Origin of the sequence: Burkholderia singularis (assembly GCF_900176645.1) — a bacterium.
In the GTDB taxonomy this organism is placed as follows: Bacteria; Pseudomonadota; Gammaproteobacteria; order Burkholderiales; family Burkholderiaceae; genus Burkholderia; species Burkholderia singularis.
Genome location: NZ_FXAN01000106.1, coordinates 1 through 12,532, shown reverse-complemented (window position 1 = coordinate 12,532; position 12,532 = coordinate 1). Strand labels below are relative to the sequence as shown.

The following is a 12,532-nucleotide window of genomic DNA, read 5'->3' as shown; positions in this document are numbered from 1 at the left end:
GCCTGCCTCGCGTCCCGCTTCTCCCGAAGTCCGCCATGTATAAAGTCATCGCTACCGATCTCGACGGAACCCTGCTCAACAGCAACCACCAGCTCGATCCATACACGATCGACACCGTGCGCAGGCTTGCGGACGACGGCGTGAATTTCGTGATCGCGACCGGACGCCACTACGCGGACGCTGTCGGGATTCGCGACCTGCTCGGGATTCGGCCGTATCTGATCACGTCGAACGGCGCGCGCGTGCATGCGCCGGACGACACGCGCATTCACGCGCAGGATGTGCCTGCCGAGACGGTGCGGCAACTGGTGCTGCCGGAGCTTGTCGGCTCGCACGGGCGAGTCATCGTTAATTTATTTACTAACGACGGCTGGTTAATCGATCGAGATGCGCCGCATCTGCTGGCATTCCATCAGGATTCCGGATTTCGCTACGATGTCGCCGATTTGCTCGCGCATGACGGCGCCGATATCGCGAAAGTGCTCTACATCGGCGAACCCGACGATTTGGCGGTCATATCGGCGAATCTTGCCTGCCGCTTCGGCGATGAACTGTACGTCACGTATTCGCTGCCCGACTGTCTCGAAGTGATGACGGCGAACGTTTCGAAAGGGCGCGCGCTGCGCGTCGTGCTCGATCGGCTCGGCATCGATCCGGCGAATTGCGTCGCGTTTGGCGACAACATGAACGACATCGATTTACTCGAGACGGCCGGGCATCCTTTTATGATGAATAACGCGAATCCCGATCTCGTCACGCGGCTGCCCGACGTGCCGCGTATCGGCAATAACTTCGATGCGGGCGTCGCACGTCATCTGCGCTCGTTGTTCGCGCTCGAGGATAAGGCGATGTCCTGATTTTCGCCCTGCCGAAGGGCACGGGTGCACAGCGAAGCAGTTCAATGGCAAAGAAAAAGGGCGCCGTCACGGCGCCCTTTTTTCGTCCCGCCGACCGTCTCGCGGTATGTTGGCTGCGACGGGCGGGTGCTCTCCTCTCTGTCGCGTCACCCCGGAGTGGGGCGGCGGCAGGCCGGCTCAAGACCGGCTGCAATAGCGTTAATTGTCGTCGCGGCCCGCGATCAGCGGATACACGACGCCGGCGATGATCGCGCCGACGATCGGAGCCACCCAGAACAGCCACAGCTGGCCGATCGCATCGCCGCCGACAAAAAGCGCCGGCCCCGTCGAGCGCGCCGGATTCACCGACGTGTTGGTGACCGGAATCGAAATCAGGTGGATCAGCGTCAGGCACAGACCGATCGCGATCGGCGCGAAACCCGCCGGCGCGCGCTTGTCGGTGGAACCGAGAATCACGAACAGGAAGAAGCCCGTCAGCACCACTTCGGCAATGAAGGCAGCGGCCAGCGTGTAATGGCCGGGCGAGTGCGCGTCATAGCCGTTCGTCGCGAAGCCGCCCAGTTCGAAGCCGGGCTTGCCGGTTGCGATCAGATACAGCACGAACGCGCCGAGCGTCGCGCCGATCACCTGCGCGATGATGTAGGGCACCAGGTCGCGCGCCGGGAAGCGGCCCGCAACGGTCAAGCCGACGCTCACCGCCGGGTTCAAATGGCAGCCGGATATGTGACCTATCGCAAACGCCATAGTCAGGACCGTCAAGCCGAACGCGAGTGCCACGCCAGTAAAACCGATGCCGAGACTCGGGAACGCGGCGGCCAGCACGGCGCTGCCACAACCGCCGAAAACGAGCCAGAACGTGCCGAACACTTCCGCTGCTAGACGTTGAGGTAATTTCATGGAGTAGGTTCCTGGTCATGGAGAATCGAAAGCGGATTGCAGCCGGAATGAAGAGCTGCATCCACGAATACCGTCCGAATTATAGAAAATTTGGCGAATTGTGAAGGGTCAACGATTGTTAAATGGACATTGATGGGCAATGCTTTTTATTAGAATAGCGCCGCATTGCAACAGTATTTCATTTGCAATTGTTAAATTTATCAGACAAATTATATTTTTAGCGAATTTCGTGGCAATGCCGATTGCAATATAGATTCTTTGTGTCTAGGCTGGAAACGCTAGACAGATCATGAAACAGGGAGTTGAGATGTCTCAATATGCGAAAATCAAGGCGCAGATTGCCGAATTGCAAGCACAGGCGGAAGAGGCGCGTCGCCGAGAGGTCGAGGCTGTGATCGCCGAATTGCAAGAGAAGATCGTTGAATATGGCCTCACGGCGCAAGATTTGGGATTTGCCGAGCGTGCGCGGCGCGGGCGTCCGCCGAAGAAAGGGCCGTTGCCGCCCAAATATCGCGATCCGAAAACCGGCAGTACTTGGAGTGGTCGCGGCAAGCCGCCGCATTGGATCTCTGGAAAAAATCGCGATCGTTTTTTGATCAGCTGATTTCTATATTTAACGAAATGAAAGCCGCATTTGCCAATGCGGCTTTCTTCTATGCGCGCGGCATGCCGCACATATAATTTCCGCCGTGCGGCTGGCAATGGCGGTGCAATGGCGCTCAGCCGGCCGCCACCCGCCGCCATTGCGATTGTTTGGCCGTTTCGCGCAATGTTTCGTAGATGTCGGTATATCGCGCTGCCATGGTGCGCGAGCTAAAACGCATCTCGAATTGTGCGCGAATTGTTTCCCGCGACAATTCGTCGATCCGGTGCAGCGCACCCACTGCGCCTTGCACGTCTTCGACGATGAAACCCGTCACGCCGTCGTCGATCACCTCGGGCACGGAGCCGCGGTTGAACGCGATGACAGGCGCGCCGCACGCCATTGCCTCGATCATCACGAGACCGAACGGCTCCGGCCAGTCGATCGGAAAGAGCAGCGCCTTTGCACCTGACAAAAATGCCGGTTTTTGCGCCTCGCTGATCTCGCCGACGAACTCCACGTGCGCGGAGCCGAGGAGCGGCTCGATCTCGGCCTTGAAATATGCTTCGTCCACCTTGTCGACCTTAGCCGCGATCTTGAGCGGCAGGCCGCTTTGCGCGGCGATCCGGATCGCGGTATCGACGCGCTTTTCCGGGCAGATGCGCCCGAGGAACGCGAGATACTCGGGCTTGCGTTCGGGCTGTGGCGTGAGAAGCGTCGCGGGCAGCCCGTGATAGACGGTGCCCGCCCAGCCGGCCTGCGGCAACGGCTTGCGTTGCGAATTGGAAATCGAGACGACGGGCACGTGCGGGAACGCGTCGAACACGGGTTGCAGTTCCGGCAGATCCAGGCGGCCATGCAGCGTCGTGACGAACGGCGCGTTCATCCGCGAGAGCAGCGGGAACGGCAGGTAATCGAGGTGGAAGTGCAGGACGTCGAACGTATGGGCGACGCGGGCGACCTGCTCGAGCAGCCGTATATGGGGCGCCATCGCGTCGCGAATCGACGGATCGAGCCGCAGCGCGCGCGGCCACGCGGCCTCGAGCCGGGCTGAGGTGACCGAATCGCCGCTTGCGAACAGCGTGACGTCATGGCCCAGTTCGACGAGCGCCTCAGTCAGATAGGACACCACACGTTCTGTCCCTCCGTAGAACTTGGGCGGAACGGCTTCATAGAGCGGGGCGATTTGGGCGATGCGCATGAGCAGACTCCGTGGCGAAGAGGGCAAGGCCGGCCGTGCGTATCCCGAGCCGGCGGACGCTTGCCGCGGGGCAAGCGAGAAGGGGCGGCGAGCGTCGCCGCACCTGTCGTTTCGACCCATTATCGGGATGGATCAGACGGTATCTGAGCGATTTTTCAAACACTTAACCCTTGTTACAGGATGAAATACGCGAAAATCCGCGGAAATCGCCAAACCGGCCGATCAGCATCGAAGAAGTAAAGCGAGAGATAAAAAAAAGCGTTTCGAATGCGAGTGGATTGCGCTAAACGGGACTCGCCGGATTGAAGATCGCACCGCACCGCGGCCGAATCGGAGCGGTTCGGCCGTCGATTCGCGCGTCATGGCCAAAACATGCCGCGTGTCAGAAAAATTCCTACACGGTTTACAGACAAATCCGGCAACGCGCATTCCCCTTCACTGATAGCGGCACACCGGGCAATTGTCCAAAATGCTTGTAAGACTATAAACGGGTCAACCGCCCGTGCGTTTGTGAGTCATCTGGCAAACGTTTTCATAAGCATTACCGATAGGCCAAGCTTTCTTACGGGGAAATCGAATCATGGGTGCGACCAGCGAAATGCTCGCCGAGATCAACGAAGTCAATCTGTCCTACTTACTGCTCGCTCAACGGTTGCTGCGCGAGGACAAAGCGATGGGTATGTTCAGAATGGGGATCTCGGAAGCGCTCGCGGACGTGCTCGGCAATCTGACGCTCGCGCAAACCGTCAAGCTTGCCGCGTCGAATCAGATGCTTTGCCGTTTTCGCTTCGACGACCACACCCTGCTGTCGTCGCTTGCCGATAAAGGCCGCAGTGCCGCCATCGCCCACGCCCATTCGGCGATCCTGATGGCCGGCCAACCCGTCGAAAGCCTGCGCTGAGCGGCCTGGCGTGCGGCGTGCGCACCGGATGCGCGTGCGTGGGCGCGGCCGGCCGCATAGCCGATTCATTGAAATAGCGGAGCGTAACGATGGCTTCCAAGAGCGTGGTGATCGAGGTCAAGGAGATCACCCTGGCGATCGAGCTGATCGAATTGGGCGCGCGGCTGCAGTTACTCGAAGCCGAGACGAGCCTGTCGCGCGATCGGCTCATCAAACTTTACAAAGAGCTGAAGGGCGCATCGCCGCCAAAGGGCATGTTGCCGTTCTCGGCCGATTGGTTCATGACCTGGCAGCCGAACATCCATTCGTCGCTGTTTTACAACATCTACCGATTCATGCGCGAGCACGGGGGCTGCGAATCGATCCACGCGATCGTCAAGGCTTATCGGCTGTATCTCGAACACGTCGGCCTGTCGGGCGACGAGCCGGCGTTGAGCCTGACGCGCGCGTGGACGCTGGTGCGCTTCTTCGATTCGGGGATGTTGCAGACGACGCCATGCACGCGTTGCGGCGGACATTTTGTCGCGCACGCGCATGATCCGCAGCACGGTTACGTGTGCGGCCTGTGTCAGCCGCCGTCGCGCGCGGGCAAGACCCGCAAGGCGGCCCAAGCCGGGCAGGCCGCGATCGCGGCGTAACGCATGGCGCAGGCGGCGCGCCGCCGCAGCGGCGGCGTGGCCGGGCGCGGCGAGAAGGCGGAAGCGTTCGCGCCTAGGCGGGTGCTGTGCGGATGAGGCGGGAGTGCTCGCGCACCGCCGAGCGCCGCGCGGACGCCCGGTTCGGCCGTATCTGCGGGCGGTGTTCACTTTCAGCCGGCGTGCCGGCGCGCAGCGCCGCACGTGTCGACCGGCGCCGCGCAGGCCGGCGTTTGCGGCGCATTCCCACACACGCCAAAGTTTTTGGTTCGACTGCCGTAAACCACTTAACGGCGGCCTCCCGGCTGCTCATTCGTGAGGAACAGGCAGTGCTGATTTTCCTAGGAACTCTCGTGACGGTGTTGTCGGTGTTCGGCGGCTACGCACTGGCGGGCGGACATCTCGGCGCGCTCGTCCAGCCTGTTGAGATCTTGATGATCGGCGGCGCGGGTGTCGGCGCGTTCATTCTCGGCAACGGCTTCAAAACGATCAAGGCAACGCTGCGCGTGCTGCCGTCGCTGTTCAAGGGATCGAAGTACAACAAGGACATCTACATGGAGCTGATGGGGCTCCTGTACGTGTTGCTCGCGAAGGCGCGCAAGGAAGGCACGCTCACGCTGGAGGCGGACATCGACGAGCCGGAGAAGAGCCCGATTTTCACGCAATACCCGAAGATCCTCGCCGACAAGCACATCGTCGAATTCCTCACCGACTATCTGCGCCTGATGGTGGGCGGCAATATGAACGCGTTCGAGATCGAGAGCCTGATGGACGAGGAGATCGACACGCACCACGCGGAAGGCGAAGGCCCCGCGCATGCGCTGATGCGCGTGGGCGATGCGATGCCGGCGTTCGGGATCGTTGCCGCGGTGATGGGCGTCGTGCATACGATGGCGTCGGCCGACAAGCCGCCTGCGGTGCTCGGCGCGATGATCGCGCAGGCGCTGGTCGGCACGTTTCTCGGCATCCTGCTTTCCTATGGCCTGATCGGCCCGTTGTCGAGCCTGGCGGAGCAGCGCGTCGCGGAGTCGACCAAGATGTTCCAGTGCATCAAGGTGACGATCCTCGCGAGCCTGAACGGCTACGCGCCCGCGATCGCGGTGGAATTCGGCCGCAAGGTGCTGTTCTCGACCGAGCGTCCGTCGTTCGCGGAGCTCGAAGAGCATGTGCGCCGCGTGAAGGCGAAATAAGCGCGGAGCCGGGCAATGAGCAAGGGCAAGGATCAGGCGGTTATCGTCAAGCGGGTGAGCCCGCCGAGGAAAGGGCACCACGGCGGCGCCTGGAAGCTCGCATACGCGGATTTCATGACCGCGATGATGGCGTTTTTCCTGCTGATGTGGCTGCTGTCCGCGGCGACGCCGGTGCAGTTGAAAGGCATCGCCGAATACTTCAACACGCCGCTGAAGGCCGCGCTCTTCGGCGGGGACCGCAGTGCCGACGATTCGAGCATCATCAAGGGCGGCGGCCGCGATCTATCGAGCATCGACGCTGGCGCGACGCGCCGCACCGACGGCGCGACGAATCTCGCCGAGCGTATCGTCCGGCGCGATGACGACGAATCGCGCGCGCACGCGCAGGGCTCGCTCGAGCGCCGCGAGCAGGTGCGGCTGCACGATCTGCAAATCAAGCTGATGGCCGCGATCGAGGCGAACCCGACGCTGCGCCAGTTCAAACAGCAGATCCGCATCGATTCGACGCTGATGGGGTTGCGCATCGAGATCGTCGATTCGCAAAAACGGCCGATGTTCGCGATGTCGAGCGATGCGGTCGAACCGTATATGCGCGACATCCTGCGCGAGATCGGCAAGACGCTGAATGACGTGCCGAACCGGATCGTCGTTCAGGGGCATACCGACGCCGTTCCTTATGCGGGCGGCGACAAAGGCTACAGCAATTGGGAGTTGTCCGCCGATCGCGCGAACGCGTCGCGGCGCGAACTCGTCGTGGGCGGCATGGACGAGGCCAAGGTGTTGCGCGTGCTCGGTCTCGCATCGACGCAGAATCTGAACAAGGCCGATCCGCTCGATCCGGAGAATCGCCGGATCAGCATCATCGTGTTGAACCGGCGTTCGGAAGAGGCGCTGATGCGCGACGACACGACAACGACGACGCTATCGTCCGACGCGGCCGGCTCGGCGCGCGTCGCGCAGCAGATCGCAGCGCCGGAGGCGGCGGCGGGCGCATCCGGCATATCGGGCGCGGAGGTGTCCGGCGCGCACGGCGCATCCAGCGGCATGGCGGCGGGCGGCGCGGCAAGCCAGGCGGGCGCGGTCAGCGCGGGCGGCACATCGGCAATCATCCGCGCGTCCGTGGCGGCTCGCTCATCGGGCGCGGCTACTCCATTTGCCGGCGCCGGCAGCGCGCAAAAACCGTGACGCATAGGAGAAGCGACATGATCCGATCCATTCTCGCCATCGACGATTCCGCGACGATGCGCACGCTGCTGCGCGCAACGCTTGGCGATGCGGGATACGACGTGACGGTTGCCGCGGACGGCGACGAAGGCCTCGACGCCGCAGCGCAAGAGACATTCGATCTCGTGCTGACCGATCACTACATGCCGAGCAAGAACGGCCTGGAAGTCATCGCCGCCTTGCGGGCCCGGCGCGCCTACGAAGCGACGCCGATCCTCGTGCTCACGACCGAGAACGGTAATGCGTTCAAGGATGCCGCGCGCGCCGCGGGCGCGACTGGCTGGATCGAAAAACCGCTCGATCCCGATGCGCTGCTCGAGCTGGTGGCGACGCTTGCCGCAGGTCCGAGCCATGCATGACGAACACGACGTTTTTACGCGGTGAAACGGCATGACCCTCGATATCACACAGTTCTATCAGACGTTCTTCGATGAAGCCGACGAGCTGCTCGCACAGATGGAGCAGTTGCTGCTGAATTTGAACGTCGCCGCGCCCGATCCCGAGGATCTGGCCGCGATTTTTCGCGCCGCGCATTCGATCAAGGGCGGTGCCGCGACATTCGGCTTCACGGCGCTCACCGAGACGACGCACATCCTCGAATCGTTACTCGATCGCGCGCGCAACCATGAGCTGACGCTGACCAAGGAGATGGTCGATGCGTTTCTCGAAACGAAGGACGTGCTGTCCGACCAGCTTGCCGACTATCGCGCGAGCGCCGAGCCCGATGCGGCCGCGGCTGCCGCGATCTGCGCGAAGCTGGAGCGGCTGAAGGCGTCGGCGGATGGCGCCGGTGCGGCTCGCGCGCCTACCGGCGCCTCCGAGGCGGCTTCGGCCGCAGGCGGCGCGGCCGCCGCGCCGGCCGCGCGCGCGTTCGATACGCCGGAGCATGTCGTCGAACAGGCAGTCGATGCGGCTCATCCGGCGCCGGGCGCGAATACGGATGCCGATGCCGCAGAGGGTCCGCATTTGAGGATCGTGCTGACGGGCGTCGGAGACAAGGACCAGGCGCTGCTGACCGAGGAGCTTGGCAACCTCGGCCGAATCGCCGGGCGCACGCGCTCGGGTGACGCGCTGACGCTTTGGCTCGAAACCGACGTGCCGTCGGACGACATCGTCGCCGTGTGCTGTTTCGTGATCGACGAAAGCCAGATCGCCATCGGACGCGGCATCGCGCCAGTCGGCGCCGATGCCGAAGCGGCTGCCCGATCCGATGCCGGTGCCGGAACTGATGCCGGTGCCGCCGGGCAGCCGGCATTGCACGCGCATGCAACCGGCTTCGCGCCGACGCCGACGCAGGCATCGACCTCGGCATCGGCAGACTCACCCGCAATGCCGGAACCCGCCGCGGCGCCTGCTGCGCGGCCCGCCGCACAGCTCGCGGCAGCATCGGCGCCGGCCGGCCGTGACGCCACGCCTTCAGCGCCGCAGGTCTCGTCCGAACCGGCTGCCCTCGCATCGAGCCCCCCCTCCGGCGCCGCGCCGGTTTCCACCGCAGCCGCCGTCCATCACGCCGACGACCGCAAGCCGCGCCCCGCCGCCGCAAGCGCGGAAGGCAGCTCGATTCGAGTCGGCGTCGAGAAGGTCGACCAGCTCATCAATCTCGTCGGCGAGCTGGTGATCACGCAGGCGATGCTCGCCGAAATCGCCAGCACGTTCGATCCGACGCTGCACGACCGCCTGTTCAACGGAATGGCGCAGCTCGAGCGCAACGCGCGCGATTTGCAAGAAGCGGTGATGTCGATCCGGATGATGCCGATGGACTACGTGTTCAGCCGCTTCCCGCGGCTTGTCCGCGATCTCGCCGGCAAGCTCGGCAAGCAGGTGGAGCTGGTCACGTTCGGGCAGGCGACCGAACTCGACAAGAGCCTGATCGAGCGGATCATCGATCCGCTCACGCACCTCGTGCGCAACAGCCTCGATCACGGCGTCGAGACGGTCGACAAGCGCCGTGCGGCGGGCAAGGACCCGGTCGGCCAGCTCGTGCTGTCTGCCGCGCATCACGGCGGCAACATCGTGATCGAAGTCAGTGACGACGGCGCGGGGCTCAATCGCGACAGGATTCTCGCGAAGGCGCACAAGCAGGGCATGCAAATCCCCGAGAACATCAGCGACGAGGAGGTGTGGAACCTGATCTTCGCGCCAGGCTTCTCGACGGCCGAAGTCGTGACCGACGTTTCGGGACGCGGCGTCGGCATGGACGTCGTCAAGCGCAATATCCAATCGATGGGCGGGCACGTCGAGATCGCCTCGGTGGCCGGCCGCGGCACGACCACGCGGATCGTGCTGCCGCTCACGCTCGCGATTCTCGACGGAATGTCGGTGAAGGTCGGCAGCGAGATTTTCATTCTGCCGCTGAACTTCGTGATGGAATCGCTGCAGCCTTCCGCCGACGATATTTACACGATCGGCAATGGCGAGCGCGTGGTCCGCGTGCGCGGCGAATATCTGCCGCTCATCGCGCTGCACGAGGTGTTCTCGGTGGCCGACGCGCGCACCGATCCGACGCAGGGCATCGTCACGATCATGCAGACGGAGGGCCGGCGCTTTGCGATGCTGATCGACGAACTGGTCGGTCAGCAGCAGGTGGTCGTCAAGAATCTCGAAACCAACTACCGGAAGGTGTACGGCATTTCCGCCGCGACCATACTCGGCGACGGCAGCGTCGCACTGATCGTCGACGTCGCGGCGCTCAACCGCGAGACCCGCACGACGCACGGCGTGCATCCGGGCGCAGTGCTCGCCGCGTCGTGACCGACGCCAATCATTACGTGATTCATCGACCTGGGGGCTAACGTGTCCGAAGTCCAAACGACTCATCCGGCCGCCGCGAGCGCGGCCGCCAACCGCCGCGACACCGAAGCGGGCGACGCGACGGGACAAGAGTTCCTCGTCTTCACGCTCGGTGACGAGGAATACGGCATCGACATCCTGAAAGTGCAGGAAATCCGCGGCTACGACAGCGTGACGCGGATCGCGAACGCGCCCGATTTCATCAAGGGCGTGATCAATCTGCGCGGAATCATCGTGCCGATCGTCGACATGCGGATCAAGTTCCATCTCGGCCGCGTCGATTACGACCATCAGACGGTCGTGATCATCCTGAACGTTGCGCATCGCGTCGTCGGAATGGTGGTCGACGGCGTGTCCGACGTGCTTACGCTCGCCTCCGAGCAGATCATGCCGGCGCCGGAGTTCGGCGGCGTGCTGACGACGGAATACCTGACGGGCCTCGGCACGGTCGACGGCCGGATGCTGATCCTGATGGATATCGAGAAGCTGATGACGAGCAAGGAGATGGCGCTCATCGAGACGCTCGGCGCGTGAGTCCGCGCAACTGTGCCGGCCGGTTTGCACGGGCGCGAGTGCGCGAGCCGCGCCGGTGCGCGGCGGCCGCAATGGAACTACAAGGGAGCTGACGATGCTGGACAACTGGTCGATCCGCACGACGCTGACGGCGATCGGAACCATGATGGTGCTCGTGGCCGCGCTGGTCGGCGGGCTCGGGCTTTACGCGCTGCGCCAGGCGAGCGGCTCGCTCGATGCGATCGCGCACGGCGATCTGCCGACGATCCATACGCTCGACGAGGCGTCGTCGTATTTGCTGCGCGCGCGGGTGTCGCTCGATCGCTTCAAGGCGCTGACCGAATCGGGCAACGCCGACGAAGCGCAGAAGGTGCTCGCGCGCGCGCAGGAGCTGTACGCGAAATCGGCGCAGCACTGGCAGACGTATCTGGCCGCGTCGAAGGACGGCATCGATCCGGCGCTTACCGACGAGCTTGCCGCACGCTACGCCGCGCTCGTGAAGGATGGCGTCGAGCCCGAATTCGCGGCCGCGCGCGCCGGCGATTTGGCGGCGTACCGCGCGATCGCCGAGACGAAGATCAGCCCGATGTTCGTCGCTTACGGCAACGCGGCGTCGGCCGTGGCGGCCGCCCATGCGAGCCGCGCGGAAAGCCGCTTCGGCGCGACGCAGGCGCGCATTTCGCTGATGACCACGCTGATTGCCGCAGGCATCGCGCTCGCGTTCGCGATCGTGATCGGCACCCGGTTCGCGCTGCGCGGGCTGATCGTCGAGCCGCTCGCTGCCGCGGCCGCGCAGTTCGAGCGCATCGCGACCGGCGATCTCGCGCCGGTCGGGCGCGCGCATGGCACCAACGAAATCGGCCGGCTGTTCGAAGGCATTGGCCGGATGCGGGCGGCAGTTTCGCAAATGGTGACGGCCGTGCATCGCGGCGTGGTGGCGATCGATGCCGGCGCGCACGAAATCGCGAGCGGCAACGCGGATCTGTCGCGGCGCACGGAATCACAGGCGGCATCGCTGCAGGAAACGGCGTCGAGCATGGAACAGTTGACGGGCACGGTGCGCCAGAACGCGGAAAACGCCCGGCAGGCGAGCCAGCTCGCGGTGAATGCGTCCGATATCGCGACGCAAGGCGGCGAGGTCGTCGGTCAGGTCGTGGTGACGATGCAGGATATCGCGGCGAGTTCGACGAAGGTCGCCGATATCATCGGCACGATCGAAGGAATCGCGTTTCAGACCAACATTCTCGCGCTCAACGCGGCTGTCGAGGCGGCGCGCGCGGGCGAGCAGGGGCGCGGCTTCGCGGTGGTCGCGGGCGAGGTGCGCTCGCTCGCGCAGCGCAGTGCGGGCGCGGCGAAGGAGATCAAGCAACTGATTGGCGATTCGGCGATCAAGGTGCAAAGCGGCTCGGCGCTTGTCGAGCGCGCGGGCGCGACGATGGCCGAGATCGTGCAGGCCGTGCGGCGCGTGACCGACATCATGGGCGAGATCAGTGCGGCGTCCGAAGAGCAATCGACGGGCATCGTCCAGGTCACGCGCGCGGTGAGCCAGATGGACGCCGTCACGCAGCAAAATGCGGCGCTCGTCGAACAGGCGGCGGCCGCCGCCGCATCGCTCGAAGAGCAGACGCGGCAATTGAAGCAGGTGGTCGCGGGGTGGCGCATCGACGGCGCGATCGTGTCCGGCTCAACCGGCGCGCTTGGCGAGAACGCCGCGCGGGCGCGCGGAGCGGCAGGCGAGCCG

General features: G+C 64.1%; 12 protein-coding genes. 10 read left to right on the top strand and 2 right to left on the bottom strand.

The annotated features are described in order from the left end of the window. Positions 1 to 35 precede the first annotated feature (35 nt). Positions 36 to 857 (top strand): Cof-type HAD-IIB family hydrolase, encoded by an 822-nt coding sequence (locus BSIN_RS21605; protein WP_089341942.1) that lies wholly within the window; start codon positions 36 to 38, stop codon positions 855 to 857. A 198-nt stretch (positions 858 to 1,055) separates the two neighbouring features. Here the strand turns inward: BSIN_RS21605 and aqpZ are convergent, their stop codons facing one another. Next, on the bottom strand, positions 1,056 to 1,754 hold the full coding sequence (aqpZ, locus tag BSIN_RS21600; protein ID WP_059516159.1) for an aquaporin Z: 699 nt from the start codon (positions 1,752 to 1,754) through the stop codon (positions 1,056 to 1,058). 307 nt (positions 1,755 to 2,061) lie between these two features. Between aqpZ and BSIN_RS21590 the strand changes: the two genes are divergently transcribed. Further along, on the top strand, positions 2,062 to 2,358 hold the full coding sequence (locus tag BSIN_RS21590) for an H-NS histone family protein (protein WP_059516305.1): 297 nt from the start codon (positions 2,062 to 2,064) through the stop codon (positions 2,356 to 2,358). Positions 2,359 to 2,473: 115 nt separating this feature from the next. Here BSIN_RS21590 and BSIN_RS21585 read toward each other — a convergent pair whose 3' ends face one another. Next, on the bottom strand, positions 2,474 to 3,538 hold the full coding sequence (locus BSIN_RS21585; RefSeq protein WP_059516161.1) for a glycosyltransferase family 4 protein: 1,065 nt from the start codon (positions 3,536 to 3,538) through the stop codon (positions 2,474 to 2,476). A gap of 580 nt (positions 3,539 to 4,118) precedes the next feature. On the opposite strand from BSIN_RS21585, the gene flhD reads away from it, so the two are divergent. The 8 genes from flhD to BSIN_RS21540 all read left to right on the top strand — a co-directional run. Continuing rightward, on the top strand, positions 4,119 to 4,439 hold the full coding sequence (flhD, locus tag BSIN_RS21575; RefSeq protein WP_256583928.1) for a flagellar transcriptional regulator FlhD: 321 nt from the start codon (positions 4,119 to 4,121) through the stop codon (positions 4,437 to 4,439). Positions 4,440 to 4,528: 89 nt separating this feature from the next. Then, on the top strand, positions 4,529 to 5,077 hold the full coding sequence (flhC, locus tag BSIN_RS21570; protein ID WP_059516165.1) for a flagellar transcriptional regulator FlhC: 549 nt from the start codon (positions 4,529 to 4,531) through the stop codon (positions 5,075 to 5,077). A 326-nt stretch (positions 5,078 to 5,403) separates the two neighbouring features. After that, positions 5,404 to 6,264 (top strand): flagellar motor stator protein MotA, encoded by an 861-nt coding sequence (gene motA, locus BSIN_RS21565; protein WP_059516167.1) that lies wholly within the window; start codon positions 5,404 to 5,406, stop codon positions 6,262 to 6,264. 15 nt (positions 6,265 to 6,279) lie between these two features. Beyond that, on the top strand, positions 6,280 to 7,449 hold the full coding sequence (gene motB, locus BSIN_RS21560) for a flagellar motor protein MotB (RefSeq protein WP_089341940.1): 1,170 nt from the start codon (positions 6,280 to 6,282) through the stop codon (positions 7,447 to 7,449). Between the two features lie 17 nt (positions 7,450 to 7,466). Then, positions 7,467 to 7,847 (top strand): response regulator, encoded by a 381-nt coding sequence (locus BSIN_RS21555; protein WP_089342008.1) that lies wholly within the window; start codon positions 7,467 to 7,469, stop codon positions 7,845 to 7,847. Between the two features lie 31 nt (positions 7,848 to 7,878). Beyond that, positions 7,879 to 10,239 (top strand): chemotaxis protein CheA, encoded by a 2,361-nt coding sequence (cheA, locus tag BSIN_RS21550; RefSeq protein WP_089341939.1) that lies wholly within the window; start codon positions 7,879 to 7,881, stop codon positions 10,237 to 10,239. A 42-nt stretch (positions 10,240 to 10,281) separates the two neighbouring features. Then, complete coding sequence (gene cheW / locus BSIN_RS21545) at positions 10,282 to 10,812, top strand: chemotaxis protein CheW (protein ID WP_059516173.1); 531 nt, start codon at positions 10,282 to 10,284, stop codon at positions 10,810 to 10,812. 94 nt (positions 10,813 to 10,906) lie between these two features. Next, a partial coding sequence (locus BSIN_RS21540; protein WP_143757515.1) for a methyl-accepting chemotaxis protein occupies positions 10,907 to 12,532 on the top strand: 1,626 nt, incomplete at its 3' end.